Origin of the sequence: Bacillus sp. BS98, assembly GCF_008432245.1 — a bacterium.
In the GTDB taxonomy this organism is placed as follows: Bacteria; Bacillota; Bacilli; order Bacillales; family Bacillaceae_G; genus Bacillus_A; species Bacillus_A toyonensis.
Genome location: NZ_CP043830.1, coordinates 2437478 through 2464054, shown reverse-complemented (window position 1 = coordinate 2464054; position 26577 = coordinate 2437478). Strand labels below are relative to the sequence as shown.

The 26577-nt window shown below is 31.8% G+C and carries 29 protein-coding genes, 1 pseudogene and 1 other annotated feature; of the genes and pseudogenes, 10 read left to right on the top strand and 20 right to left on the bottom strand.

Annotated features, from left to right (window positions below; translation table 11 throughout):
* Positions 1–147: 147 nt before the first annotated feature.
* The 3 genes from F0362_RS12705 to F0362_RS12695 all read right to left on the bottom strand — a co-directional run bounded on the left by F0362_RS12705 (position 148) and on the right by F0362_RS12695 (position 2875).
* Positions 148–1131, bottom strand: coding sequence for a sensor histidine kinase (locus tag F0362_RS12705; RefSeq protein WP_000620173.1), 984 nt, complete (start codon positions 1129–1131; stop codon positions 148–150).
* Positions 1128–1835, bottom strand: a complete 708-nt coding sequence (locus F0362_RS12700; protein WP_000239006.1) for a response regulator transcription factor — start codon at positions 1833–1835, stop codon at positions 1128–1130. The genes F0362_RS12705 and F0362_RS12700 overlap by 4 nt, the downstream gene beginning before the upstream one ends.
* A gap of 125 nt (positions 1836–1960) precedes the next feature.
* The gene (locus F0362_RS12695) at positions 1961–2875 is read right to left on the bottom strand and encodes an acetamidase/formamidase family protein (RefSeq protein WP_000285646.1); all 915 of its coding nucleotides are present in this window, start codon (positions 2873–2875) and stop codon (positions 1961–1963) included.
* Positions 2876–3026: 151 nt separating this feature from the next.
* Between F0362_RS12695 and F0362_RS12690 the strand changes: the two genes are divergently transcribed.
* Entirely contained in the window at positions 3027–3455 is a 429-nt protein-coding gene (locus F0362_RS12690; protein WP_001128414.1) for a cell wall hydrolase, read from the top strand.
* Positions 3456–3514: 59 nt separating this feature from the next.
* Here the strand turns inward: F0362_RS12690 and lysS are convergent, their stop codons facing one another.
* Positions 3515–5068: a lysine--tRNA ligase gene (gene lysS / locus F0362_RS12685; protein WP_000558628.1), complete on the bottom strand. Its 1554-nt coding sequence runs from the start codon at positions 5066–5068 to the stop codon at positions 3515–3517.
* Between the two features lie 82 nt (positions 5069–5150).
* Positions 5151–5407 (bottom strand) — a binding site (T-box leader).
* 78 nt (positions 5408–5485) lie between these two features.
* Entirely contained in the window at positions 5486–5656 is a 171-nt protein-coding gene (locus tag F0362_RS12680) for a DUF2197 domain-containing protein (RefSeq protein ID WP_044810524.1), read from the bottom strand.
* Between the two features lie 139 nt (positions 5657–5795).
* Here F0362_RS12680 and F0362_RS12675 point away from each other — a divergent pair.
* Positions 5796–6446: pseudogene (locus F0362_RS12675) on the top strand (SMP-30/gluconolactonase/LRE family protein); the annotation flags it as partial.
* Entirely contained in the window at positions 6419–7009 is a 591-nt protein-coding gene (locus tag F0362_RS12670; protein ID WP_149889800.1) for a class I SAM-dependent methyltransferase, read from the top strand. The pseudogene F0362_RS12675 and the gene F0362_RS12670, both read left to right, overlap by 28 nt.
* 149 nt (positions 7010–7158) lie before the next feature.
* On the opposite strand, the gene F0362_RS12665 is transcribed toward F0362_RS12670, so the two are convergent.
* From F0362_RS12665 to F0362_RS12650, 4 genes are all read right to left on the bottom strand, one after another.
* Positions 7159–7791 carry a type 1 glutamine amidotransferase family protein gene (locus F0362_RS12665; RefSeq protein WP_001194786.1) on the bottom strand — a complete coding sequence of 211 codons (633 nt, stop codon included), beginning with the start codon at positions 7789–7791 and terminating at the stop codon, positions 7159–7161.
* 299 nt (positions 7792–8090) lie between these two features.
* Positions 8091–8720: a class I SAM-dependent methyltransferase gene (locus tag F0362_RS12660; protein WP_149889799.1), complete on the bottom strand. Its 630-nt coding sequence runs from the start codon at positions 8718–8720 to the stop codon at positions 8091–8093.
* Between the two features lie 262 nt (positions 8721–8982).
* A complete protein-coding gene (locus F0362_RS12655) occupies positions 8983–9480 on the bottom strand; it encodes a DUF421 domain-containing protein (RefSeq protein ID WP_001021705.1) in 498 nt (165 codons plus the stop codon).
* A 55-nt stretch (positions 9481–9535) separates the two neighbouring features.
* Positions 9536–10393 carry an NAD-dependent epimerase/dehydratase family protein gene (locus tag F0362_RS12650; protein ID WP_000689422.1) on the bottom strand — a complete coding sequence of 286 codons (858 nt, stop codon included), beginning with the start codon at positions 10391–10393 and terminating at the stop codon, positions 9536–9538.
* Between the two features lie 227 nt (positions 10394–10620).
* On the opposite strand from F0362_RS12650, the gene F0362_RS12645 reads away from it, so the two are divergent.
* Positions 10621–10863: a hypothetical protein gene (locus tag F0362_RS12645; protein WP_000582705.1), complete on the top strand. Its 243-nt coding sequence runs from the start codon at positions 10621–10623 to the stop codon at positions 10861–10863.
* Between the two features lie 27 nt (positions 10864–10890).
* Here F0362_RS12645 and F0362_RS12640 read toward each other — a convergent pair whose 3' ends face one another.
* The 3 genes from F0362_RS12640 to F0362_RS12630 all read right to left on the bottom strand — a co-directional run bounded on the left by F0362_RS12640 (position 10891) and on the right by F0362_RS12630 (position 13015).
* Positions 10891–11094, bottom strand: coding sequence for a hypothetical protein (locus F0362_RS12640; RefSeq protein WP_000290882.1), 204 nt, complete (start codon positions 11092–11094; stop codon positions 10891–10893).
* A gap of 182 nt (positions 11095–11276) precedes the next feature.
* Positions 11277–11624 carry a hypothetical protein gene (locus F0362_RS12635; protein WP_001214245.1) on the bottom strand — a complete coding sequence of 116 codons (348 nt, stop codon included), beginning with the start codon at positions 11622–11624 and terminating at the stop codon, positions 11277–11279.
* Between the two features lie 20 nt (positions 11625–11644).
* Positions 11645–13015 carry an aminotransferase-like domain-containing protein gene (locus F0362_RS12630; RefSeq protein ID WP_000280147.1) on the bottom strand — a complete coding sequence of 457 codons (1371 nt, stop codon included), beginning with the start codon at positions 13013–13015 and terminating at the stop codon, positions 11645–11647.
* A gap of 127 nt (positions 13016–13142) precedes the next feature.
* Between F0362_RS12630 and F0362_RS12625 the strand changes: the two genes are divergently transcribed.
* Positions 13143–14081: a DMT family transporter gene (locus F0362_RS12625; RefSeq protein WP_000683321.1), complete on the top strand. Its 939-nt coding sequence runs from the start codon at positions 13143–13145 to the stop codon at positions 14079–14081.
* 17 nt (positions 14082–14098) lie between these two features.
* A complete protein-coding gene (locus F0362_RS12620; RefSeq protein ID WP_000903465.1) occupies positions 14099–15790 on the top strand; it encodes a M3 family oligoendopeptidase in 1692 nt (563 codons plus the stop codon).
* 14 nt (positions 15791–15804) lie between these two features.
* Here the strand turns inward: F0362_RS12620 and F0362_RS12615 are convergent, their stop codons facing one another.
* Positions 15805–16899: a helix-turn-helix domain-containing protein gene (locus F0362_RS12615; RefSeq protein ID WP_001008133.1), complete on the bottom strand. Its 1095-nt coding sequence runs from the start codon at positions 16897–16899 to the stop codon at positions 15805–15807.
* Between the two features lie 323 nt (positions 16900–17222).
* Here F0362_RS12615 and F0362_RS12610 point away from each other — a divergent pair, with 323 nt between their 5' ends.
* Complete coding sequence (locus F0362_RS12610) at positions 17223–18170, top strand: phosphotransferase enzyme family protein (RefSeq protein ID WP_149889798.1); 948 nt, start codon at positions 17223–17225, stop codon at positions 18168–18170.
* A gap of 80 nt (positions 18171–18250) precedes the next feature.
* Here F0362_RS12610 and F0362_RS12605 read toward each other — a convergent pair whose 3' ends face one another.
* The gene (locus F0362_RS12605; RefSeq protein WP_149889797.1) at positions 18251–19000 is read right to left on the bottom strand and encodes an aminoglycoside phosphotransferase family protein; all 750 of its coding nucleotides are present in this window, start codon (positions 18998–19000) and stop codon (positions 18251–18253) included.
* 167 nt (positions 19001–19167) lie between these two features.
* Positions 19168–20037, bottom strand: coding sequence for a LysR family transcriptional regulator (locus tag F0362_RS12600; RefSeq protein ID WP_000403087.1), 870 nt, complete (start codon positions 20035–20037; stop codon positions 19168–19170).
* A gap of 110 nt (positions 20038–20147) precedes the next feature.
* Between F0362_RS12600 and F0362_RS12595 the strand changes: the two genes are divergently transcribed.
* The gene (locus F0362_RS12595) at positions 20148–20555 is read left to right on the top strand and encodes a tautomerase family protein (protein ID WP_001117403.1); all 408 of its coding nucleotides are present in this window, start codon (positions 20148–20150) and stop codon (positions 20553–20555) included.
* A gap of 44 nt (positions 20556–20599) precedes the next feature.
* On the opposite strand, the gene F0362_RS12590 is transcribed toward F0362_RS12595, so the two are convergent.
* A complete protein-coding gene (locus F0362_RS12590; protein ID WP_090862998.1) occupies positions 20600–21394 on the bottom strand; it encodes a VOC family protein in 795 nt (264 codons plus the stop codon).
* Between the two features lie 245 nt (positions 21395–21639).
* On the opposite strand from F0362_RS12590, the gene F0362_RS12585 reads away from it, so the two are divergent.
* Positions 21640–22083 (top strand): carboxymuconolactone decarboxylase family protein, encoded by a 444-nt coding sequence (locus tag F0362_RS12585; protein WP_000194102.1) that lies wholly within the window; start codon positions 21640–21642, stop codon positions 22081–22083.
* A 103-nt stretch (positions 22084–22186) separates the two neighbouring features.
* Here the strand turns inward: F0362_RS12585 and F0362_RS12580 are convergent, their stop codons facing one another.
* The 3 genes from F0362_RS12580 to F0362_RS12570 all read right to left on the bottom strand — a co-directional run bounded on the left by F0362_RS12580 (position 22187) and on the right by F0362_RS12570 (position 24516).
* A complete protein-coding gene (locus F0362_RS12580; RefSeq protein ID WP_149889796.1) occupies positions 22187–23017 on the bottom strand; it encodes an alpha/beta fold hydrolase in 831 nt (276 codons plus the stop codon).
* A 138-nt stretch (positions 23018–23155) separates the two neighbouring features.
* Positions 23156–23905, bottom strand: coding sequence for a class I SAM-dependent methyltransferase (locus tag F0362_RS12575; protein WP_149889795.1), 750 nt, complete (start codon positions 23903–23905; stop codon positions 23156–23158).
* A 272-nt stretch (positions 23906–24177) separates the two neighbouring features.
* A complete protein-coding gene (locus tag F0362_RS12570) occupies positions 24178–24516 on the bottom strand; it encodes a winged helix-turn-helix transcriptional regulator (protein WP_000365532.1) in 339 nt (112 codons plus the stop codon).
* Positions 24517–24711: 195 nt separating this feature from the next.
* Between F0362_RS12570 and F0362_RS12565 the strand changes: the two genes are divergently transcribed.
* Positions 24712–25428: an SDR family oxidoreductase gene (locus tag F0362_RS12565; protein ID WP_000011251.1), complete on the top strand. Its 717-nt coding sequence runs from the start codon at positions 24712–24714 to the stop codon at positions 25426–25428.
* A 196-nt stretch (positions 25429–25624) separates the two neighbouring features.
* Here F0362_RS12565 and F0362_RS12560 read toward each other — a convergent pair whose 3' ends face one another.
* The gene (locus F0362_RS12560) at positions 25625–26437 is read right to left on the bottom strand and encodes a MerR family transcriptional regulator (protein ID WP_000472652.1); all 813 of its coding nucleotides are present in this window, start codon (positions 26435–26437) and stop codon (positions 25625–25627) included.
* Between the last annotated feature and the right edge of the window lie 140 nt (positions 26438–26577).

Sequence of the window (26577 nt, the reverse complement as noted above, 5' to 3'; positions counted from 1 at the left end):
GCTTGTTTCTTACAAAAAATTATCTATCAATTAACTTATTATTAAATCCTTCTAATTTAACAGTCGTATTTATTATCATTTCATTTACTCGCTATAAAATAAGGCTAAAAAACTTAACTCCAAAGTTCTTTAGCCTAGATCACTTTTTTACACATTAAAAAATGTTATTTGTACAATGGTACCTTTACCAACTTCTGAATGAATTTCTACACGATGCCCTAATTGTTTCGTAATTTCATATACAAGATATAACCCCATTCCAGTTGATTCTTTAAAATCTCTACCATTTTCTCCTGTAAAGAACGGTTTAAATACTCTTGGTAAATCTTGCTTCGGTATCCCGACGCCACTATCGGCTATTTCAAGTACAACAGTATTACATTCCTTACATGCTTTCACTTTAATCTTTTCTCTACTACCTGATGAGTATTTAATCGCATTCGATATAATTTGTCCTATTAAAAATTGCAACCATTTCGCATCACTTTCTACAGTAATACCTTTATCAATTTCAAGCTCTGGATATACAAAATTCCGGATAAAGAAGCGTTTATGTTCATGCACGGAATCATTTACTACTTTATGTAGTTGGACTCTTTCTACATAAAAATCTTGTGTAAATGCTTCTAAACGCGCGACATATAATGCCATCTCTAATCCCTTTTTCAAGCGATCTGTTTCCTCATTAATACTTTCAAAACGCGAATCCACTTCATCCTGTGTAATTAATTCTATTACAGATAGAGGTGTTTTCATTTGATGAATCCACTGATTCATAAAGGTTAAATGATCATTATTTTTTCTTTCTTGTAATTGCAGTTGATTTTGATAATGACGATATTGTGCATCAAGCAAATCTTGGAGAGCAGTAGATACAACTGCAAAATCAGATTTTTGAACGGATTCATCCAAAGATTGCAATGGATTTGCTAAACGCTCATAAAAAGAACGATGTGTAAAATAACGAAATATTAAGTAGCTTACCATAAAAAAAGCACCTAAAAACATTGCATATAATGCTGTTGTAATATGATTATGTCCATCAAACCAATATACGAGGAATATGGCTAGTAGTTGGAGCACTGTAAAACAAATAAGTGGTATATGGTCACGTATAAACAGCCTTATCATTTTTCCACACCATTTTCCCAAGTAATATGCAACCTATATCCAACACTACGAATTGTTTCAATCGCATCCTCAATATGTAATGTTTTTAACTTTTTACGCACACGTGTTGTATTTACACTTAATGTATTATCATCAACGTAAGATTCACTATCCCATAACTTATTAAGTAACACTTCTCTACTCACAACACGCGGATAATTTTTCATTAACATTTCTAATAAAATGGCTTCGTTTCTCGTTATATCAATCTCTTGATTCCGCAACTTCAATACAAGCCTTTCGGGATATAAACTAAGTCCTTGTTGCTCAACCATTCTTTCTTCTAGTTTCGGTGCATAATCACCGTAAGCACGTCTTAAATGGCTACGAATTTTTGCCATTACAACTTCATAATGAAAAGGCTTCGGAATAAAATCATCGCCACCATTTTCTAACGCCATAACCTGATCCATCGTACCTTCACGGGCCGAGATAAATAAAATTGGACATGTGGAAACTCCGCGAATTTGACGACACCAATAGTAACCGTCAAAGCTTGGTAAATTAATATCTAATAAAACTAACTCTGGTTGTTCTTCTAAAAATATGTCTAACACATTTTGAAAATCCGATATTACAATTCCTTGGTAACCGTATTTCGCAACATAAGTTGATAATAGCTCCGCAATTTTCATATCATCTTCAACAATCATAATTTTGACCATTCTTAAACTCCTTTTAATTCACAATCTCAAATATACTTATACAAAGTAAATACTACCTCTTTTTATTTCATCCGTAAATTAAAAAAGGATACTTTTAAAAAAACAGCATCCTTCTTCTAGCATTCTTATTTAATATTAAATTTACTCCAATTAAAACCTAGCTTTTCCGCATATTCCATTCCTAGTTCCATCCGCGTCGTTTTTAGTGGATCCACTACTTGGCAAACTTTTAAATTACCCGCTGCTGATAATAAAAGAGTTGCATCTGCTTTAGACATTTCTAATTCCTCATGTAAAAATGTCACCATATTATGTACAGCACGATTCGCTGCATCGTCTAACAATTTCTCTGAAGCAATCGTCATTACTTTTTCTTTTTGGATAGCCATTGGTAGTGGCCATTTCTTTCCTTTTATAATCTGAACTGTTACCGTCACCTCACCAGCAACCTCTACTCCACTAACACCAATTTCACCATCACCCATCGCTGCATGTAAATCGCCTAATGCTAATAGAGCACCAGGAACATTTACAGGTAATAACAATGTTGTCCCTTCTTTTATCTCTTTACAGTCCATATTTCCGCCATGGTCATGCGGTGTTCCACAGGAAATACTCTCCTCTTTCGGCGCAGTACCAATCACACCGATCATTGGATTAATCGGAATTTGCAGTTCATTTGAAAACAAAACATGTTTATTATGTATTGGGACGATTTTCACTGTATTTTCATTTAGCACTTCACCCATTACACCGAGGTTCGCACCTGTAGTTAAAACACCCTGCTCTGCAATTTTAATCTTTTCAATCGTTACGGCCAATATATCATCCGGTTCTGCACCTGTAATATATACAGGCCCAGTCGCTGGATTAATTCGGTTCCAATCTAATTCTTGGAACACAACATCTTCAGAATCAATTTGGTTTTCAAAGCAATCATATGTTTCAAATACAAGACGGCTCCCAATTTCCACTTCCATACACGGCTTATTTTCTGGTGACATTGCGTAAATAATGTCATCTTTATGAATTCGATACATAATACCTCTCCCCTTTTCTATTTATCTACTATTACTAATTAACTTTTTTTATACAAACTCCTATTAAAATCAAATATTATTTTTATGTAAAAAAGCACGTAGCTTATTTTATAACATACACTCTTTACTATAACAGAAAGGTGGTATCACTATGCCCCTTATTCCATATAACGAAAGCGATGTTGATTTACTAGCTCGTTTAATTCGTGCTGAAGCTGAAGGAGAAGGCCGACAAGGTGAACAGCTTGTTGGCTGCGTTGTTGTGAATCGTGTATTTTGCGATTGCTTAGATTTCAAACAACTCCGTACCGTTCGTGATGCTGTATATCAAAGCCCCGGTGGATTTGAAGCGGTACAATATGGATATTTTTATCAACGCGCTCGTGAGTCAGAAAAAGAAATTGCAAGAAAGGTTTTACAAGGTGAATGGCGCTGGCCAGCACGATGGGCTCTTTGGTATTTCCGTCCAGTTGGAGCTTGCCCACCTGAATGGTATAATCAGCCGTTTGTAGGGCAATTTAAAAGCCATTGTTTTTATGAGCCAAGTGGTGATGAATGTCCAAAACTGTATACACGGTAGTAAAATTTACAACGCAAGCACTTAGATCTTTGAGTACTTGCGTTGCTTTTAGCTATATATTAGAAATCTAATAAAGTGATGATTTTTTTGATGCCTACCACATGTATTAATAACGGTATACGTGGGCCACTTGATTGATTCATAACGAGCCTATATATAATGGTGAATAATAGCTTTTGATTTCCTTTCATTATTTTTTTATTTTCATGATGACAAATCGTATACAGTTGCTCCATTAAATTAGAATATTCTTTATTAGAACGAAGTGTTTTACAAACTTCTTCCACCCAGTTTTTCTGTCTATCTTCTAATGTGTTATAAAACTCCGTATTCTTCTCTTTATTTACCGTAATCAATTTTTCAGATTGAAAATTTCTTATCCAATACTCTGCACGATTACTTATCGCAATCATTTCAGGTAATGCATAACTCCTATCTATTTTCTCTAATATATTTTGTAAAATAGAGGAATCAAAATTTAATAGTGGTAAAGTACTTGCAACTTGATTAAACTTTGGATATTCATTAAATCGGTTATCAACTCTAGAAAGTTTAATTGCATCAAATAAATCTTCATTTTTTAGTGCTTCATTTTCATAACTATCTTTCAATCGTTCATACTCTGTATAATTTCGGATCACATCTTCATCAAGGCCAATATGAAAAACTGCGCCTGGCCTATATTTTGCAAACATAAAAAGAATTACTTCTGGTACATACACGTTTAATAAGTCGCTAGGTGTAATGCTATTTCCTGAAGAACTAGACATTTTTTCATGATTACCTTTAAGACCAATGAAATCATAAGCAACGTAATAAGGCGCTTCACGATTGAATATTTCCCTTACAATTTCTTTTGATACATTGTAACTACCTGTTTCCGATGAATGATCTCTTCCGCCTGGTTCAAAAATAACATCCTCTATCATCCATCTCATCGGCCAATCAATTTTCCAATTCAGTTTCATTTTATTTGTATTTACTACCGATAATTCATTTTCATTTCCGCATTCACATGCATACCGTACTGTTTCTAATACTTCATCAAATTGTGTAATCGTTGTTGCATCTTTCCCGCACCTCTCGCAATATAACGTAACTGGATAAAAGTTTTCTCTATCTTCTTCAAAGTGAACTCCTGTTTTAAAACGCATTAAAATATCATATATTTCTTTTCTTTTATGCAAAGCCTCTAATATATTGCCATTATACCTTCCGCTTCTATATTCAGCATGTTGATATATGAATTCCACTTCAATCCCAAATGCTTGAAGCGATTTCTCAAACTCTTTTTCAAAATGCTCTGCATATGAGTTATGACACCCATGCGGATCAGGGATATCACAGTACGGCATACCAATGTATCTTGCAAAAGATGGATCAATATTTTTAGGAACTTTTCTAAACCTGTCATAATCATCCCATGAAAAGATAAAACGAGTCTTTTTCCCTAAATTTTGCAGAGCTCTTACAACAAAATAAGTCGTTACTATTTCACGGAAGTTTCCAATGTGAACAGAACCAGATGGACTAATTCCAGATGCACAAACAAAAGTTTCTTTATTTGGATGTTTTCTAATTAATTCATGTGCTACTTCATACGCCCAATGCATATGTCACTCACCTCAATTATTTTTTGTTTTCACATTTTCAGTTTTATACAACAAAAAAACTCCCACCCCCAAGATTATTCATCTTGAGGACGAGAGTTATTAGCTTCGCGGTACCACCTCAGTTTGTTAATACGTCACCATATTAACCTTTTCAGGTACGGCAAAATATGCTTATACCCTATCTCTATAACGGGAGAACCCGTCGCACCATCCCTAAATAAATTAGTTCCTTGCGCAGCTCCAAGTCTTTTTTCATTAAGATGTATACCGCTCTTTCTCAGCTACCAGAGCTCTCTGTACGTATTCTTTCTTAACTACTCTTCTCTTCCATGCCATTTTAAATGTTGATTTTTACATATGATAATTTATTACACGTTTATTGTCAAATTTTTCTGAACGGTAATACATTACATATAATTATCTGAAAAAATGTTTTATCGCTTCTAATTGAATCTTGTGGCTACATTCATCACAACAATATATCCCTTTCGATTTCTCTTTAAACCGCTTATATTGTTCACTACCTTCATATACTCGGAATATATTTTTACAAGAAAAGCAAACAACCTCATAAAACATCATATGCATTTTCCTCTCTGTGTTTATACACTTTTTTAATATGAAAAGGTCTGTTTTCTACATTGCAAATCTTAAGATTCTCTCGCTAAAAGGTTTACCTCTATTTTTATCGAATTATATAAATATCTTATAATGCGAGGTGAACATCTTGTTTAGTAATATAGAATTAGTTTTAGATGCTAAAGCAACTTTAGCTGAAGGACCATGTTGGAATGAAAAAAAGCAACTTTTATATTGGGTTGATATTATGGAGAAAACATTATGCATCTATAATCCCACTAACAATACAAACCGGGTAATTGCCCTTAATCAGCAAATCGGCTGTGTTGTTCCATATGTAGAGGATGTAGTACTTTTAGCAACGGAAAACGGATTTTACTCTCTTAACCTGAAAACAGAAAAACTGACACATATTTATGATCCTGAACCACATTTAGTAGAAAATCGTTTTAATGATGGGAAATGTGATCCAGCTGGTCGCTTCTGGGCGGGTACTACTGATTTAAATGGAATAAATGCTGCAGGTTCCTTATATTGTTTATATAATAATTTGAGCGTTGAGAAAAAAGTTTCATATGTAAATACATCAAATGGAATCGCTTGGTCACCTGATCATACATACCTTTATTTTATTGATACACCTACTAAAAAAGTAGTTCGTTTTCATTATGATATACGTACTGGAGAAATTAGTAATCCAACTGATGTTATCCTTTTTCCTGAAAATGATGGTTTACCTGATGGGATGACAATCGATGAAGAAGGTTGCTTATGGATTGCACATTGGGGTGGTTCGAAGGACAAAACAACTTGCAAGTACTTGACCTCGGATCTGGCGTTGGAAGAAATAGTATTCCAATTGCACAAAAAATAAAAAATTGTAGCGGCACTGTTACTTGTGTTGATTTACTTCATTCTGCTTTAACAAAGTTACAAGTTTATAGCAAAGTACATGGTGTATTTGAAGTAATAAAAACGGAACAAATAGTAATTGAAAACTACTATATTCCTCCTAACACTTATGACTATATCGTTGCAGTATCAAGTTTAGAGCATGTTAAATCAGAAGAAGATTTTAAAAACGTGCTCCAATCTACGAAAAAAGGCATAAAGAATGATGGTATCAATTGTTTAATTATCAACTCGAACATACGAGAAATAGACAAGAAAACGAATCAAACATTAGATGCTTTAATTGAAATTAATCTCCCTACCGAAGAAATGATACATCTATTAAAAAGCATTTATACTGGATGGAAAGAAATAAAACTTGAAATAAAAGAATTAGCATATGATATAGTTCGAAATGAAAGAAAGATTCAATTAAAAACAAATACTATTACTTTTGTCGTTCAGCAATAATCGTATAAAAAGAGAAGAATATTTCTCTCGAATTCATTTTTATTATACGAGATTTGTATATTTAAATATTCATGAAATAAAACAAAAAAAACATGCTTTGACGTTGTCTATCTAAAGCATGGTTCCTATTCGAGATACTATAAAACTACTCAATTATTAAGAGAATTCATTAACTGGAAGAAATAATCAGGTTCATGAGTCTTATGTAAGTTATACCATGAATGAAGTGTATCCGGCGCAAGTACATCCAATTTTTTCAGTACTTCCATTGCGAACTCCAGAGGGGCTACTCCAGATGCAGTAATGAGATTTTGGTCAGATGCTACAGGTCCCATTTCATACAAATTTTCTCCATTATAATTCGGGCAAACCATTTTCATATAATCTAAACTATTACTTGTATGCTTTCTATCATCTAAGAATTCGTAATTTGCAAGCCCTATAGTTGCACCGCAAATCGCAGCAACAATTACGCCCATCTTTAAAGCTTCATCAACTTTTTGCAAAATAGGTTTATGTATATTTTCACTCCAAGTATTTCCTCCAGGTAAAATTAATAGATCGTTACTCTCAAACACACATTCATCTAGGGAAATATCTGGCTTTATATTCAAGCCTCCCATTGAAATAACCGTTTCTTTATTTACTCCTACTGTAATTACTTTTAAAGGCGCTAAACCTTTTTTGAAATATCTTCCTGTATTCAGTTCGGCAATTAAATGTCCGTACTCCCAATCTGACATCGTATGAAATACATATAAATAAGCTTTTCTTGTTTGCATTCAATAACACTCCATTCAAGTACTTTATTCTCTATTACAGCACAACTATTAATTTCAACAAGTGCTACATTAAGTTTAACATTACATTCTATATTTATGGTTTAAAATTCCAAATAGAATACCCATAAAAATCTATTATCACATAAATAAAAGAGCACTCGTTTCCGCAAGTGCTCTTTTCGGGGATTTTGAGATATCCTATTAACGAAAGTTAAGAGGTATTTATAATATATGCTCGTCCTCTTTATTGGTTCATATTCAACATATAGAGATTGTTAGTAATGCTTACAATTCTTTATTTATTGTTCTTTCTTACATTTTATCATTAAAAAATTGATTGAAGGCTTATTTTCCATGTTCTTATTTGGTTCGTCAATTTCCGAAACTTGTATTAGTCCATATTCATTAAAATCATGTTTTATAGATTCAGAATCATAGAAGAACATTTTTACACCTTCCATTATCTCAAAATAATCTTGGTCCAACTGTTTCCCTTTTCCGTACATTGGCGCTTTTTTAGAAACCGTTGTAAAAACCATATATCCGCCTGGTTTTAACTGATTATAACAATCTTTAATAAATTTCTCACGCTCATGCTTATTCAACAAATGAAGAAGTGCATGACTAAATATCCCATCATAAAGATTGTTATCAAAAGGCATATCATTTACTGAACCGTGATACATACTAATATTTTCTAGTCCGTTTTGCTTTGCTAAATCGATGGCTGTTTTTGAAATTTCAATACCTGTTACATTTATCCTATTATCAATAAAAACCTTTGCATTTCTTCCATATCCAATACCCGGAACTAATATATCCTTAACGTTCTTTTCAAGAAAAAAATCTTTCGTCATAATTGCAGATTCTGTAGGTTCAAATCCCCACATCGTTTGTTTTTCAATAAAACTTGATTCCCAAAATTCCATTATGTATCTATCTCCTTATTTTCAATCCATTTTTAGTATCAAAGTAAAGGTAAATTTTTTGTATTGTTGGTATATAGTTTTTTCTTCTATTCATACGACTTACCTTAGTCATCGTAGCCCATTGAATATAGCATAATAATAAGCTTATATCTATTATAAAGATTGGTTAAAAATCTCCCCTATTTTATTAATCCTTACGTTTATAGAAAATAAAAAAACAGCCAATATTTTTATTGTAGTATTGGCTGTTTCTCATGAAAAATTATCTTTTTATATTGTACTGATCTAATACTTTTTCTAACATTTCTAAAGTTATTGGTTGTGCTTGTTTTATTAATTGATAGCCAATACGCCCATTCGGTTCCGCTGTAACTTGCTGTAAACGCTTTACATCATGAATCCCTTTTTCTCTTAATTGCATATAAAGTTGTTGTTCTGACATTTTTGCCCGTATCAAATTTGCTTTTACAATCTTTCCGTTTTCAACAATTACAATGCTACTTCCATTTAGGAATTGCTCCACCTTCCTTGATTTCAATTCAAAGAAATGAATGATAAGTAGTATGCCCGAAAATATGATAGCGGCAAAGATAGATGGAACTACTTTCCTACTTAATACAGGTTCTACAATAATACGTCCAATTGATACAACTATAATTATTTCAGCTCTCGTCATTTGGCTAACAGATGTACTACCTGTCATTTTTAAAACAATAATTCCAGTAAGGGTTAAAATAATACTTTCCCAAATTATATTCATAATAGCCCAATCCTTTAACGGTGAATGTTATTAGCATTCCCATTAAAGGATTATTTTACATACTTATCAAATTTTTAAATCCTTCAGACCATAATGGAAATAAAGGTGTCCATCCATACTCTTTACGTGCCTTATAATTTGAGGCTCCTCTTTCCCAACTATTTTTCCCAGCTTGAGCTTTAGGAGCCGGTGCCCCAATTGCAGCTGCGTATATTGGTAACCATTCTTTACTAGTTGCTGGGGAATCATCTACAATATTTACGATTCCTGGAGGCCAATTAAGAGCTAACATAGTTGCTCTAGCGGCATCTTCGACATGTATAAAAGAGCTTATCCCATCTGTTGCAATCATTTCATTATTACGAACTTGATTTGCAACTAAGCCGTTTTCCGCATACCATGTTCCCGGTCCGTATAGTGTACCGTAACGAAGAATAATCGATTCTGGTAACTCAGAAACAGCTGATTCTAATTTTAATATGCCATTAACAGTGATTTGCCGAGGCATAGGAGCAGTAATATGTAGTGAATCTTTTTCTGTCGCAAATGTATCCCCTGCTTCATACGCCCATGAAATACTTTGAGCGATTATTTTCTTTACCCCTACATTTTTTGCGGCATCGACAAGGTTACGAGTGCCTTTTGTTCTAATTTTTGCATTATCCTCAAAATTCCATGTAGACAATGACGTTAATTGATGTATAACTACATCGGGAGTTGTTTCTTCCAATACAGAAAATACAGCCTGTCGATTAAACACATCGGCTATTACTGGTATAGCACCAATTTTCTTCATTGCTTCTACTTGTAATTCATTACGAATCATTGCAAATACCGTATGCCCCTCTTTTATTAACATAGGTAATAAAGAACGTCCTATAACACCTGTTGCACCTGCTACAAATATTTTCATATATGTTCCTCCTCATTTAGTAATCATAAATGTGACGAAACAGATGTGAGGTTTGTGACAAATATTTTCTCTATTTTTTCGTTATTCATATGAAACATATACTTTTGTTTAATTACCCCTGATCTCAATTCTTCAAAACATTGTGTGAGTGAAGTATAATATATTTCATGTGGATGTTTTATCCAAATTTTAAGCTAAAACGTTGGCTAGCACCCAGCAGTGATAACATGATAATTGAATTTGATGGATATGGAATAAATGAGTATGTTATTGGCCATAACTGTTCTATTAACGAATTAATAACAATGTATTTAAATATAAAAAATGAAGAGATATCTAATGAGGACCTTCTAAGCTTATTTTGTGTACGATATCAATACGAAAAAATTCCAAAATTATTACAGGAAGACGTCATAAGCGATGTTGTCATCGATTTAGATACAGACTATATTTATACACCTAATAGATAACAGTAAGCTAGATTGAATGATTAGAATTTACGATTCTGCTAAGTGTTTAATAAAATAAGTAATTGCCCAAATTAATGTCGCAAATTGAGTGACAAAATACATTGTCCATTCGAAACAACTCAATTTTCTCTCTCGTTTAATCTTTTTTAAATATCTGTAAAATATAAATGTACTTAAAAACATAAGGAGCAAAGATAATTGCTGTAAATCATCGACTATACGTACCGCCATAGACTCCATCGCCCTCCTATTCAAAATAAAAGCTATATTTTAAGGATATCATTTATTGTTATATTTTTCCATACAATGCACTTATGTCATACACAAAAAGAGCACTTAGCTATTGAGTGCTCTAAAAAATTATCAATTTTGATTTAACATATTCACCTTGCATTGGTTTAAAATGATTCTTCTTACTTTTTATACTCCATCTTTATTACTTTTGGTATATGTTCACTATCATATTTTCTCGTATAAATTCCGCCATCTGGAGTAACCACTTGTAACGCAATTTCACCACAAACACCATGTGGTATCTCAAATTCACCTTGTGCATTTGAAATACTACGTTCCTCACTTTCAATAGAATCTTCATAAATTTTCACATTAGATATAGGTTCGTTATTTTGATCTACGATAATACCTCTTGAATATTTTGCAACTGCTATGCACTGATCATCATCTATATAATATTTAATAACTACCATTGCTCCAATACCTATAGCAATACATACAAACAAGGTTATTATTTTCCCTCTCACAATAAACCTCCTTATTCGTATTATTCTTTTTTAAATTGAAAATCTAGACGTGCCGATTGCTTTACTTCCTCGATTACTTTGCGAATTCCTTCTTCAATCTTATCTTCTTTTACATTCGATACGTTTAACTTTAACAATCTCTCTTTAGGAAAACCTTTGACGTAATTTTTATCAATAGAATCAATATTTATTTGAATGTCACTCAATTTCTCAAAAAACATTTCCGAAATACTTGTTTTATGTATTTCTAAACAAGTATGAATTCCTATCGTACTATGCTTTTTATATGTAAATAAAAGTGGGTTTTCATTTTGCACTTTCTCTAATATTTCTGCTAGTTTTTTTGATCTATCGTAATAGGAAGATTTAATTTTATTTTTATGGCGTTCGAACATGCCACTCTTTATATAAATTTCTAATGCAGCTTGGGATATCATTGGACTATCGATATCTAAAATCTTTTTATATTTATGAAAAGCATTTGCAATAGCTGGTGGAATAACCGCCACACCGACTCGTAAACCAGGAAATATAATCTTCGAGTAACTTTTCAAATATATGACATGATTACAATTATCCAAGCTATATAACGGATCTGCTTTTGAATCAGTTTCTAAATCTGCTAAATAATCATCTTCTACTATAAATACATTATACTTCTTAGCCAATAGCACTATTTTTTCTTTCTCATCTTTAGAATAAGAAGTTCCAAGCGGATGATGATATCTCGGTATCGTATAAAAGAATTTTATTTTTTCTGTTCGAAATATACGTTCCAATTCATTTAAGTCGATACCTTCATTCGTACGTTTAATACCGATTACAGGAATTTTATTTATTTCTAGATATTCAATATATAGATGATAGGTTGGCTGTTCAATTAATATCGTTTCATTTTCATTCGGAAATGGTATTGATGTTAATATAGCAAGCGCTTGCTGCACACCTGACGTTATAAAAATATTTTCTTCTTTTGTGAAAACTTGATAGTTTGTCAGCTGTTTTTGAATAACTGGAATTAGAATTGGTAAACCTTTCGGCGTTCCATATATGAACAAGTCGTTTTTATATGTATCAATGGCCTTATTAATACAATGTTGAAAATCTAAATACGGAAACACATCTGGATCTGGTGCTGAGGAAGCAAAATCAATTATCTCGTTAGTTTCTATGATACTCCCGGATTTCTTAACAACGTAGTATCCACTTTGAGGGACGGAATAAATAATATGACGCTTTTCTAATTCATGAAGTGCACGTATAACTGTCGCCTTATTACATTCATATTGCGTAACTAAAGCCCGAATAGACGGTAATTTTCCCCCTTCTTTTACCTCTCCATTTTGAATCATACTTTCTAAGTCGTTTAAAACATGTAAATACTTATACATCATTACCACCTCAACATTTAATTTGTACCGGTACAGTTTGTATTTGTTCACATTGTAGCACTAGATCAGAAAGATTACTATGTACGTATACTGGCCAGTATGAAATCAACTACTATGAGGTGAAATTATGAAACATACAACAAAGGCATATTTATCAGCATTACTCTATTCATTTATTATTGGATTCTCCTTTATGTTTGTGAAATTAGCACTAACAGTTACGAGTCCCCTCGATACTCTTGCTCATCGTTTTACAATTGCTTTCGTAGCTGCAAGCATTCCCGTTATTTTCGGTTTTGTAAAGTTAAATATATCATTTAAAAACATACTTGCCCTTTTACCAATTGCAATATTTTATCCAGCACTATTTTTTGCTTTCCAAGCGTTTGGCTTAGTGTATACAAGTTCATCTGAAGCTGGAATTATCCAAGCGGCAATTCCTATATTTACGATGATATTAGCTTCCTATTTTTTAAAAGAATATACGAATATATGGCAAAAAACCTCTGTTCTCGTTTCTGTCATCGGTGTTATTTATATATTTATCATGAATGGTTTAGAGGCACATGAAACTAGTCTCATCGGTGTTATTCTTATTTTGTTATCGGCATTATCATCTGCTTGCTATAATGTATTAGCTCGAAAAATGACAAAGAATTTCAGGCTAATGGATCTAACTTACACAATGACAGCGATTGGTTTTATTAGTTTTAATGTAATTGCTATCACTAGCCATATAAACAAAGGTACATTAACTATATTCTTTAAGCCATTTATGAATGGAACATTTCTTATTTCCATTTTATATTTAGGATTACTATCTTCTTTACTGACCGCATTGTTATTAAACTATTCATTATCTTATATTGAAGCAGCTAAAATAAGTGTTTTCAGCAATTTATCTACACTTATTACCATTATCGCAGGAGTTGCATTCTTACATGAACAAATCGCATACTACCATATCATCGGCACAATTCTGATTGTTCTTGGAGTAGTGGGCACAAACTTTTTAGGAAAAAAAGGGATTGTAATAAAGAAAAAGAATACTTCCTTAAGTAAATAAAAAGTGAGGGATATATAATGCTGCACGTAAATACGATTGATATTAGTAATATACTTGAATTGGAACAAGCTCTTTCAACTTTAATAAATAAAAAGATTTCTTCAAAACTAGACCTTGAACACTGGTTAAAAGAACAATCTACATTAATTTGGGAAATCGAAGAACAATTACGATTACACTATATCGCCTTTCAAAGTAATACAGATAATAAAGAAATAAAAGATACTTTTGAACATGATCAACAATTTGTAAAGCCACTTTTAAAACGTTATCAAAATTTATTTAATAATAAATACTTACAGTCACCATTTCGAATGGAATTAGATTCTAAAGTATATGGTTTATTAGATGTAAAAATAAAAAATGCTCAAACTTTATTTTGCGAGGAAAATATCGAATTAGAAATTAAAGAAGACCAATTAGTAACAGAGTACTTTGAAATTACAGGAGGACTAAGTGGAAATTGGGACGGCGAAGAAAAAACGATAACGGAATTACAATCCTATTTACAAAATCCGAATCGTGACATCCGTAAAAAAGCAAAAACAATTATTTCTGAACAGTTTTTATCTGTTGAAAAAGAACTCCAAAGCATCTTAAATACATTAATTAACATTCGCCACCAAAAAGCAAAAAACATTCAAGTAGAGAATTATCGTGATTATATGTTTAAAAAATATGAGCGTTTTGATTATACAGCGAAAGATTGCTATGAACTAGCCGAATCAATACGAGAGTACGTTGTACCACTTAAAGATAAAATATTACAAGAGAAAAAAGAGAAACTACAAGTAGATACGCTTCGCCCATGGGATGTAACAGCTGTAGCACCTGATCAAAAAGTGCTTAAACCAATTGCAAATGAAAAAGATTTAATTGAAAAATGCACTTATATCTTCAATAAACTAGATGTTGAATTTTCAGCTTTATTAAACCAAATGTATACTCATGATTGCTTAGATTTAGGAAGTCGTAAAGGAAAAGCAGCTGGTGGTTTTTGTGAGTACTTACCTGCTTCTCAATTATCTTTTATTTTTATGAACCTAAACTATACACAAGATGATATTATTACTTTCATACATGAAATGGGTCATAGCATTCATAACGAGTGCGTAAAACCATTAGAATTACGACAGTATATAGAAATTCCCGCTGAAACGGCTGAACTAGCTAGTATGACAATGGAAGTATTCACAATAGACTATTGGGATACTTTCTATACAGACAAAGAAGATTTAAAACAAGCAAAAATCAACTACTTTAAAGATGTTATTTCATATTTACCTGTTATGCTTATCGTAGATCAGTTCCAACACTGGCTGTATGAAAACCCTAATCATACTACTGAGGAAAGAAATGAAAAATACTTACAACTTCAAAAACATTATCAGTCTAGCGTCATACATATTGATGGTTACGAAAACTGGATAGCAACGAGTTGGTTGCCAGTACTTCATATTTTTGAAGTACCATTCTATTATATTGAATATGCAATCGCACAACTTGGTGCACTGCAAATGTATAAACAATATAAAAAAAATCCTAAACAAGCACTAAATAATTATAGGAAGGCATTATCACTAGGAAGCTCAAAATCTATAAAAGAAGTGTATGAAGCAGCTGGTATTCGTTTTGATTTCTCTGGTGAAACTATTAAAGAATTAATGACATTTGTAGAAGCAGAGTTAGATTCACTTGAACGTATATAAATAGAAAGCTGCACCTATATTTTAGGTGCAGCTTTCTTCTTTATTTTATTAATAAGTTCTATGTACTGAGAATCTCCATATCCGATTGCGTGAAAAAGATGGAACAACTTTATTAATAATTCTTGGTTTGATAATTCTTTATTTTTGTAGATGAATTTTGTTACAGCATTATCTTCTTTTAACATTTCTAAATATAACTTTATAGCCTGATACATCACTGGGAGTAAATCCACAGATGGTTTTCTATGGTTTACCAATACCTCTTTGTATACAGAACAATAGTTACCTAACTTAAGTTCAGTTTGACTGACTTTGAATTCATCTTCCCTAAAGCTATTTAAAATCACTCTCCCCTCATAGCCTGACTGCTCAAGATAAGAAAGTATTGTTACTAGGTTCATTTGGCAAAACATATCTTCACCAAACCATAAAACAATACATTCATAATTATTCTTAAAAAACTTTTCTAATGGATCTATAACCTTTTTTATATAATTCTCTACTGAACTATTATGCCCCCTTGCTCTTACTTCAATGAATTCTTCATCGAAAACTTGTGTACTAGTAGCATTTACACACATTGCTTCATTAAATGGGGCATAATCAGACTCTCCCATTAATTTTTCGTTTTTAAATTCTTCATACATAAATTGGCCATTTAATATATTTAGTACGTCTTTATCGAACAGTTCACATTTCCTATTTCGTAACTGCTCAACCTCTATTTTTCTAGAAATATTCATTTTAAACTCCTCTTCTTTATTTATATTGAGTTTAACAAATGATTGAACTGGCATCTTGTTAAGTTGGAAATCTTTTGGGGTTATACCAAAAACAGTTTTAAAAGCTCTACCATAAGCCTCTTGCGAAGAGTAATCGTAATCCATTGCGATATCTATTATCTTTCTACCGTTCGTCAATTCCTCCGTAGATAAATACAATCTTCTAAGAAGAACATAATGCCTAATGCTGACACCTGTTGCTTGATGAAATTTGAAAGAACAATAATAAGGGGAATATCCCATGTAATGCGATAATTTTTCCAATGAGAATCCCTTCCTCAAATTCTTCTCAATCCAATCAATCATTTGCTGTATATACTCATTCATTTACTTCACTCCCCACTAAAAATTATAAGAGGGATACGTTTCTTTTTTTTGATGTTTCTTGTGGTTTATAACACGAACCATTCTCTAAAATCCTTAAATACTTTGTTTTATATTTTTTCAGCTATCTTATTTTGTCATATATTCTATTCACTTTTCAATTTAACTTTAATCATTGTGGAGTGTTCCTACCCTACTAATTATTAACACGTAAATTACAGGATATATCTTTTTAAAGGATTTCATAAAATAAAACACGAATTTTGTAAATTAAGGAACTTTTAGTTTTTAGGTTGAAAAAATTTAAATATAGAGAGGAATTCAAAATGAAGGAATTAGAAAAAGAAATACTCACATTAGTAAACGAACGTTATCCATTACATTTTATTAACATTAAACCCATAACAAACGAAATGTATCAATGTAATACAGTACAAGGGAATTACTTCATTAGAATTACAAACTATAAAACATATGAAGAACAGTTAGAAGAAGTTAAATATACAAACTTTTTATATCAAACTGGATTAGGTGTTCCACCAATCATACCTTCTTTACAGGGGAATTTAGTAGAAAATTTAACATTAGACAAGGAGGTATTTGCTGTAGTTTATAAAGCTGCTCCTGGCATTCACTTACCAAGAAGTGAATGGAATCCCGATGTATTTAAACAATTGGGTCAAGAAATTGGCAAATTACATCTGATATCTCAAGACTTTGAAAGTATTGAACGAGTTAAACATATTAACGCTTGGTATGAAAATGAAGAATATAATTTCCTTAAATATATCCCTAATGAAGAGACTATTATTAGAGAAATTGCATGCGATGTTTTATCTTCCATTAAGAACCTACCAAAAACATCTACGAACTACGGCCTGATCCATGGAGATTTATGGTTAGAAAACATTTTAGTTGATAGCGATTCAAACTTATCCATGATTGATTTTCAAGACTGTGAAAAACACTTTTACATATTCGATTTAGCAGTTCCAATTTATAGTGCAATAGAATATTCATTTGCTGGAAATGGGAATATTGTTGACTATGAGAATTCTATTACAAAAGCGATACTTGACGGGTATCAAGAAGAAAGAGAACTACCTAAAGAAATGATAGACAAGCTTCAGTTGTTTATCAAATTAAAAGAGATATTTGAATATAGTTTAATGCACATGTATTGGAATAAAGAAGAATTAACTGAGAATCAAGTACGGATAATGAATCTTTATAGAATGAAACTTGAAAATAAAGATTCATTAATCAAAATGTAAAGCAAATGTGGTTTAGCTACAATAGTTAAACCACATCCTATATAAGGATAATTACTTACTGGATTTTATTTATTTTTTAATTATACATACTGATCTAACACTCCATTTAAATAAACTGCGTTATGCGGAGATAACTTCTCAGCAAATCTAGCTGTAATAATAATTGGAGCCCATTGAAAAATCTCATCTCTTGATAGGCCAGTATTTCTACAATACATATGTAAATACATTTCAGCTAATTCTACTGAGACCTGAGCGTACAATAAGTATGTACGAAATACATCTGCACGGATATCACCTGAACTTGCATCTATCCAGTCTATAATTTTTACGTTATCGTTACTCAAAATCAAATTAAACGGATGAAAATCTCCATGACATAGCCTAGAATCAAATACAATTGAATCTAATTTTTGTAAAATATTTTTCTTTTTGTTTTCATCCAATTTATGAACAGATTTAATTTGACGCTCTAACCTTTCTCTCATTGGTTCCATTTCATCTATATTCACACGTATAGCATGAATCTTTTTTTGTTCATTAACACAAATATTGATGTAATGTTTTGCCTTATTTAGATTATTAAGCAGGAGTTCGCCAATATTTTCTCCTTTTACATATTCCATAATAATTACCTGTCTATTTTGTATCTTTGTCACTTCAAATACGTTCGGAACTGGTAGTCCGCATGAATAAGCATATTTTTGTTTTTTTGCTTCATTTGTAGACTCTGTGTTTGGAAGGTATTCCTCAAATAATTTAATAACTTTATTTTCATGAAGATATATCTTCGCTGTATTTCCTTTGGCTATCAACTCACCTAAATTCAAATCTTCTCCTCCTTAAACTATATAGTATTATTACTACACCTTTATTTTAAATTCACTGTAATGTTAGGGAATCCTTCTACTCATATAAATCCTGTCATTATAAAACCTTTGAAATAATAAATGAAAAATACGTATTAAAAATAGCCATATAATTATTTTCTGCATAATTATATGGCTACTTTAATGATGTTCATAATTTTTTGTTTCGTTTGACTTAAATAATTTTTATTTTTAGTAGATATTAATATACCAATCGGAATGTTAGAATTAAAACCCTTAATCTTAAAAGATAGTACTTCTTCATTCAAAATTGTACCTTTTGGTATAATTCCTATAGCATTCTCAAAGAGCATTTGTGGAATAAGGTTCAAAGCACTACAATTGTATACTCTCTTAAAAGACAAATTATTTTCCGCTAATAAAGAACTTACAGATTGATATGAAAAACAACTATTTTCACCTACAATTATGGGGTAATCTATAATATCAAATACTTCAACAAAATCTTTTTGTAGTAAAGGATGATTCGGATGGTTTACTATAAATTCAATTTGTTCATCACTTATTGGAGTGAATTTTATATTCGAACTATTATTATGTCCACACACCGCAAAATCGACCTTATTTTGTTTAATCATCTCTGCTAAAAGTGCAGTATTTCCCACTACAAAATCACAATGTATATATGGTTTTTCATCGTTTAAAAACTTTAATATTATTGGAATTAACCTTTTAGCAAAAGATTCTAATAGACCAATCCTTAAACTCCCTCTCTCTTCATTACTAATACGTTGTGCTTGAGATTTGGAATACTCCCAATGTGTTAATAAGTTTTCTACTTCCTCTGCAAAGAGTTTTCCCTCTTCTGTTAATCTCGCATCCCATCCTCTTTCAAATAATAGAAAACCTATTTCATTCTCTAGCTTTTTTATATGTGCTGTTACAGTTGATTGGGCATAGTTTAATTGTTTAGCAGCTTGTGAAAACGTTCCTTCTTCAATAATTTTTTTAAATGTAATTAATTCTTTTATTTCCATTTGACACACCATCTTTATCGATTTTATTGATAATAAGTTAATATATTTTCAATTATACAAATGAAATGATTGGAAGTAAAATGAATTCAAAAGAAAGGAAGTGCTCTAATATGCCATTTGTTACTGTTTATCATCCTGAAGAATTATCCGATAATAAGTTATTAAAAAATGTAAGTATCAAAATCCATCATTCATTAATGGAACATTTTAATATCCCCGAAAACGATTATTTCCAAATGTTTTTACCTTATGCATCCCATCAGCTGTTTTATGATTCTTCTTATCTATTAGAGGATTCAACAAAACGATCTAATAATATGATTTATGTTTCAATTACGTGTGGACCAGGAAGAACAATGAATCAAAAAAAGGATTTGTATAATGCTATAGCAACTACCACGGCTACTATATTACACATCTCTAGTGCTGATGTTTTCATTACTTTACATGAGACATCAATTGAGAACTGGTCATTTGGTCAAGGAATAGCTCAAATGTTACATCAACATAATAACTAGATTTTATATTCTTTAAAACAATATAAACTTACCGCTCTCTATAACTAAATAGAAAGTGGTAAGTGTAATTTACTAGCAATATCAGAACGGAACTCTGGTGTATACAAGACAGTAAACGTATATCCCTGCTCAATAAATAATACTTCATTATGTTTACATTCATATGGAACACTATTTTTCTTCAAATTATTTTGTATTCGTTGTAAAAATGCTTGATCTGGTGTTCCGAAAGAAACATGTACTTTTGGTGGTAAAGCTTTCATAGCAATTGGAATCCAAGCTCGCTGCCACCAAGTTGCAACAATGTATGCAGTGCCACCTATAACAAAGTTAAAAATGTCCCCATCTTCCATCGTATTCATATTTAGATTTGATTTCAACCACTCCGTAAATACAGGTACACTTTTAACAGGAAGACCAATTTCCCTTACGTATAAAACGTTTAACGGTGAATGTGAAACTAATACCTCTTCATTAATATAACTATGTGCGATAATTTCAAGAAGATTTCCATCACCGTCTTTAAAGTATAAATTGAATCGACCGCTCTCCTCGTCAATTGTATGACCATCTTTCCATTTCACAATGAGTAAACCAGATCCTTCAAGCCAGTTTGCTGTTTCTTGAAATTTTGAATATGGAATCTCAAAAGCGAAATGCGCAGGTGCAATTGGTTCATACACTTCCTGAAAACTAATTGTTGTGTATGGCGTTACTTCAAATTGAATAAATGATGCTGTTTCTTTTTTTATCGGAAAAGATAATATATCTCTGTATACTTGTTTTACTCCTTCTATAGAAACAGTTTGTAGTTTAATATCTGAAATGTGTGTAATCATTATAATAAACCTCCAAATTCATTATTTCTATTAGTATTGTATTTCAAAAACTAACAGGAAAAATCCATCTGGAGATTGAAACTTTAATTAACAAACTACTACTTTTGTATTAGAACTGTTGCGTTAACATTTCAGCTAATACAATCTAAGCTTTAAGCAGTTTGCGTTTTAGTACAAATAATTAGTATGAACGACCACTTCAAGATATAATGAATAATATTTTAAGCTAAAAGGAGTGTTGTGTTGTGACGCAAAGAATTTCTTACTATGATGCTGCACCTGATGCTATGAAAATTATGATGGACATGGAAAAGTACACAAAACAATCCACGATTAATCGAACGACTAGAGAACTTATTAAAATTAGAGTTTCTCAAATCAATGGCTGTGCTTACTGCATAGATTTACATACATCTGATGCACGAAAAATGGGAGAGACTGAACAAAGAATTTATTGCTTAAGTACTTGGGGTGAATGTACTTTTTATACAGCGGAGGAAAAAATCGCAATTGAATTAGCTGAGCATATTACACTTATTCCTACTAAAAGAGTTCCTGATTCCCTATACAAACGAGTATGTGAACATTATGATGAAAAACAATATATTGACCTTGTCTTGATTATTAATCAAATTAATAGTTGGAATAGAATTTCTATCGCGATGGGAAATACACCGGCAAAAAAATAACACTTTAAGCAAACAACTTGCTCAATACGTTTTATTACATCCACTTCAAAAAGGTTGATTCTAATACATTACAAGAATCAACCTTTTTAAATTATATTGGACTTTACCAATGTTTTCTTATTTCTTCTACTATAATCTCCGGATAATCCCAATGTAACAGATGGGTAGAATTCGGGATTAGTTTTACTGTCGCTTTTGTTCTCTCACTAAAAATACTCGCTGTCTTCCCTCTATACTCATCCCAAATTTCTGGTACTGTAGCACGAAGTAATATTATATTAGATGGTAACTCCTCATATATATCCATTATTTCATCCTTGTGCATACCCTTTACGATATTACCAGCTGTTGTACCCCTCGCATGCCAACATACTTTATTATCTATTTCTATACCAAGATCCTTAACTGCAAGTTCTAATAATGGAGACCATCTTGTATACACTTCTTTTTCACTTTTAAAGAAATCATCCCAACTATTAAATACATACTCTTCAAAGTCCTTTTCATAATAAGCAATTTCTTCTTCCAACGTTTCTTCTTGAAGCCTTTTCGTTTGGTACCCTCCATCAATGAGAATACTCCCTAATACCTTTTCTGGATTATGTAACAAATAAAATAGCGCTACAAAACTTCCCCACGAATGTGATAGAAAATAAAAATGTTCAATTTTCAGTTCATTTATTATTTCATTTAACCAATTTGCTAAGTTTTGCATCTCATAATCTTCTGTTCTTTCAAATGGCGGTGTTTTACCATGCCCAGGTGCATCAATGGATATAAGTCTATACTCTTCCTTTAGTTTTTCTGCGATTTCTATAAAACTTAAACTTGTACTACCTAATCCATGTAAACAAAAAATAACGGGTTTATCATTTTCTCCCCACTCAGTAATATGTACGTTTAATTTTTCATTGTTAATATAGTAACGTTTCAAAACAGTTATCCTCCATATTTTAATTTTCAAATTTACATTATGATTATTTCTACTTTTTTCAAGTTTACCCTGCTTTTTTCTATACAAAAAAACAAATTTTCTTTAAAAGAAAATCTGCCTTTACGCTAATGTATATTATTATTTAACAGCAATAATCATAAACCTCTTTGAATTCGTACGAATCCCCTTTTCAGAACTATTCGCGTCGATGAACTTTTGTAAAATAGTAAAATCCTCTTCCTCTTCTCCAAAATTAGGAATAATAGGCGTATGTTTTAATAAAAAAATGAGATTTTCAGGTGTACTGTAATAATCGGTAACATCATATTCACGTACTTGCACGAGTTCAAATCCTGCACTAATAAGTTCACTCATATACTTTTCTTTTAAAGTGCCATCTCTTTCACCTAAGCATTGTCCTCTGCCAAATGCTTCTTTAAGGTTTAATTTATCATGTTCACAAACTTGTTGTGTTAAGAAAAAAGCACCTTTTTTCATTACTTTTGCTAACTCAGATGCTAGAAACGGTGCATGACAACTAGAAGCAATATCAAAATAAGCATGCGGAAACGTTAAAGCTTCAGAACCCATTTGGAGAAACTCAACATTTTGTACACCTACTTTTTTCAAGTTGGAATGTGCTGTTTCAATCATGCCATTAGAATTATCTATTCCAATTAACAATTTAGCTGAAGATGCTATGTTAAGTACATTCTCTCCTCCACCTGTACCTACATCAAGTAGCATGTCTGATGGTTTGCATCTTTCTTTCACTTCGCCATAAAAGTCCCAAGTGTCTCCTACCGTTTCACATTTCAGCTTACTGAAATCCCACCCATTTAATCTTCCTACTTTATCATAAAAGTTTTTGTATTCTAATTCGTTCATTTTATTATTTCCCCTTTGTAAAATGCATGAAATGTTTAATACTGACGATCCTCGATATAGACTCATAGTTTATATTCTCGTAAAGCTTCTTTTATATCTAGTATGCATTTTTTCAGCCCCGAACAACTAGTTACTTCGAATAATATAGGATTTCATCTACCCCATCTCAATTCGAAGATTCTATGTATAATAACATGGTTTAATTATATATAATAAAATATAAATTATCAAAAAATACCTTTCCGCAAAATCATTTAGTTTACATAATAATTTTATAGTCTATTTTTATCGATGAATTCTAAATGTCCTCTACCCCAACCACACATACTATCCAACACCGTGCTTACCGTTTTTCCATGCTCAGATAAACTATATTCTACTTTAGGTGGTATTTCTTGATACATTTCACGTTTTATTAGTTGATCTTGCTCTAATTCACGAAGCTGCTTCGCTAATGTTCCTTGAGATATATCGGGTATTAATCTCTTTAATTCACCAAACCGTTTCGTTCCATCTGTTAGCAAAATAAATAAAATCAATGGCTTCCATTTCCCACCGATTATTTGTAATGTCGCTATTACCCCTTTTAATTTAGGTTCTTGTAAATCCATCTTCTCACCTCTCCCATCCCATCATAGATCATAATAAATCATTTTTCATGTTTATTTCTCCGTTCACTACTTCATTAGTACGAAAGTTGCGACTAAGTACAAGTAAAGTGCCTACTTTTCAATAACCATTTTTTAACGAATAATAAAAGCAACACATATTTATTTTTAATTTTATATTAAGGGAGAGGCTTAATCATGTCTTTTACTACATTAAAAGATAAACAAATCGTTATTATTGGTGGAAGTTCTGGTATTGGATTAGCGACAGCAACACAAGCAGTTGAACAAGGCGCACATGTTATTATTGCCGGACGCTCGGAAGAAAAGCTAAAGGCTGCTCAAGAATTAATAAATAACAATCACCTTCAAACTTATGTATTGGATAATCAAAATAAAGAGCAATTACAAAATTTTTTCAAAGATGTCGGGAAATTTGATCATTTATTTACACCGGGGGCTTCTTACACACTTGGACCAATAACCACTACAGAGGAAATTGCTGAAAGTAGCTTTATCGGAAAGTTTTGGCCTCAATATTATGCCGTGAAATATGCCATTCCTTTTCTTTCAAAATCAGGATCTATCGTGTTAATGTCTGGTGCATTTAGCCAAAGGCCACTTAAAGGTGCTCCTGCTTATGGAGCTTGTAATGGTGCTATTGAAAGTTTAGGAAAAGCTTTAGCTGTTGAATTAGCTTCGATTAGAGTTAATGTTGTTTCTCCTGGAACGATACAAAGAGAGAATGAACAAAACGAAAAAAGACTAGCTGCTTATGAAGATTATAAGTCTCTTTCTCTTGTAAAAAGACCTGGGCATAATGATGAAATTGCACATACTGTCCTGTTTTTAATGCAAAATGAGTTTACTACGGGTAGTGTATTATTTCCTGATGGAGGATACACATATCATTAAATTAATTTTATTCACCTGTATATTATCTTAAGGGCTTTACTTAAAACACAATTTCAATTAGATGAAAAATATTTTTAAGTACCTCATTTATTCTCACATTCAAACTTATAGTGAATGAATCCAACAGACACACCATTTTTCTATACACTTTTGAGTACAATAAAATAAAAAAGGCATAAAATATGCCTTTTTTTGCTTATTTGTTGATTGGATAACAAACCTCTGTAACCCACTTATTAGGATCCGTTTCCATCGCTGGGCTCACATGATAAATATTAAACATTGGGCCTGCTAATTCGTAACCTTCCGTCTCAATCCATTTTGCGGCTGCTTCATTTACGTTTGTCATTTGTTCATAACTTCCGCTTACTGTTATAGAAGCTACTTTGATTGGCTCTATTTTTTGAAAATGAACATCTTTTGTATTTTCATGCTTTCCTAAGATATTTAGCTGTATTTCTATATCCACATCATTTTCTTTGTATTCTTGATCATGGAAGACAGCGATACTATAACTCGGGTGAGCCATACTAATATTTTTCATATGAATTTCTTGCATTAATATACTCCATAAATCGCCTTCACAATTATACGATGGAATAACCTTTCTAACAGTAGCTACATTTCTTTCTGGAATTTCTTTTATTGAAACATGATAGTTCATCTCAACAACATCCTCTCTCATCGTTTTCATTGAGTTTCCGAGGAGACGTAATTGTTTTTGGAGGTTATTCATGTCTTCTTTAATTTGAGTACTACGATTTAGAAATTGCTCCTTTATACTATCCATATTATCGCATTCTATTATTTTTTTAATGGTAGCGATATTAAACCCCATATCTTTAAACGTTTGAATTTGATTTACTTTCTTTAGTTGAGCCGCTGAATAATATCGATAACCACTTTGCTCATCGACTTTTACTGGCTGTAATAGCTCCACTTTATCGTAGTGTCTCAACATACGTATACTAATGGAAGATAATTTTGAAAAATCTCCAATTTTAAACATGGTTTCCTCCTAAAAATTCTGTCTACTTCGAATCTCAACTTTATTTTAAACAATGACATCGTGTGAGAGTCAACTACTTTTAACGATTAAAACAACAATTAAATATATTATATTTACATAATTAAAATCACGTATTATCA

Coding starts and splice junctions, on each gene's coding strand:
- F0362_RS12590 (WP_090862998.1), bottom strand. CDS start 21,394: ATGATTACACACATTTCAGATATTAAACTACAAACTGTTTCTATAGAA.
- F0362_RS12680 (WP_044810524.1), bottom strand. CDS start 5,656: ATGCATATGATGTTTTATGAGGTTGTTTGCTTTTCTTGTAAAAATATA.
- F0362_RS12705 (WP_000620173.1), bottom strand. CDS start 1,131: ATGATAAGGCTGTTTATACGTGACCATATACCACTTATTTGTTTTACA.
- F0362_RS12620 (WP_000903465.1), top strand. CDS start 14,099: ATGCTGCACGTAAATACGATTGATATTAGTAATATACTTGAATTGGAA.
- F0362_RS12630 (WP_000280147.1), bottom strand. CDS start 13,015: ATGTATAAGTATTTACATGTTTTAAACGACTTAGAAAGTATGATTCAA.
- F0362_RS12625 (WP_000683321.1), top strand. CDS start 13,143: ATGAAACATACAACAAAGGCATATTTATCAGCATTACTCTATTCATTT.
- F0362_RS12610 (WP_149889798.1), top strand. CDS start 17,223: ATGAAGGAATTAGAAAAAGAAATACTCACATTAGTAAACGAACGTTAT.
- F0362_RS12560 (WP_000472652.1), bottom strand. CDS start 26,437: ATGTTTAAAATTGGAGATTTTTCAAAATTATCTTCCATTAGTATACGT.
- F0362_RS12645 (WP_000582705.1), top strand. CDS start 10,621: ATGATAATTGAATTTGATGGATATGGAATAAATGAGTATGTTATTGGC.
- F0362_RS12650 (WP_000689422.1), bottom strand. CDS start 10,393: ATGAAAATATTTGTAGCAGGTGCAACAGGTGTTATAGGACGTTCTTTA.
- F0362_RS12660 (WP_149889799.1), bottom strand. CDS start 8,720: ATGGAATTTTGGGAATCAAGTTTTATTGAAAAACAAACGATGTGGGGA.
- F0362_RS12600 (WP_000403087.1), bottom strand. CDS start 20,037: ATGGAAATAAAAGAATTAATTACATTTAAAAAAATTATTGAAGAAGGA.
- F0362_RS12565 (WP_000011251.1), top strand. CDS start 24,712: ATGTCTTTTACTACATTAAAAGATAAACAAATCGTTATTATTGGTGGA.
- F0362_RS12700 (WP_000239006.1), bottom strand. CDS start 1,835: ATGGTCAAAATTATGATTGTTGAAGATGATATGAAAATTGCGGAGCTA.
- F0362_RS12570 (WP_000365532.1), bottom strand. CDS start 24,516: ATGGATTTACAAGAACCTAAATTAAAAGGGGTAATAGCGACATTACAA.
- F0362_RS12695 (WP_000285646.1), bottom strand. CDS start 2,875: ATGTATCGAATTCATAAAGATGACATTATTTACGCAATGTCACCAGAA.
- F0362_RS12595 (WP_001117403.1), top strand. CDS start 20,148: ATGCCATTTGTTACTGTTTATCATCCTGAAGAATTATCCGATAATAAG.
- F0362_RS12640 (WP_000290882.1), bottom strand. CDS start 11,094: ATGGCGGTACGTATAGTCGATGATTTACAGCAATTATCTTTGCTCCTT.
- F0362_RS12670 (WP_149889800.1), top strand. CDS start 6,419: ATGGATTGCACATTGGGGTGGTTCGAAGGACAAAACAACTTGCAAGTA.
- F0362_RS12655 (WP_001021705.1), bottom strand. CDS start 9,480: ATGAATATAATTTGGGAAAGTATTATTTTAACCCTTACTGGAATTATT.
- F0362_RS12575 (WP_149889795.1), bottom strand. CDS start 23,905: ATGAACGAATTAGAATACAAAAACTTTTATGATAAAGTAGGAAGATTA.
- F0362_RS12615 (WP_001008133.1), bottom strand. CDS start 16,899: ATGAATGAGTATATACAGCAAATGATTGATTGGATTGAGAAGAATTTG.
- F0362_RS12665 (WP_001194786.1), bottom strand. CDS start 7,791: ATGCAAACAAGAAAAGCTTATTTATATGTATTTCATACGATGTCAGAT.
- F0362_RS12690 (WP_001128414.1), top strand. CDS start 3,027: ATGCCCCTTATTCCATATAACGAAAGCGATGTTGATTTACTAGCTCGT.
- lysS (WP_000558628.1), bottom strand. CDS start 5,068: ATGCATTGGGCGTATGAAGTAGCACATGAATTAATTAGAAAACATCCA.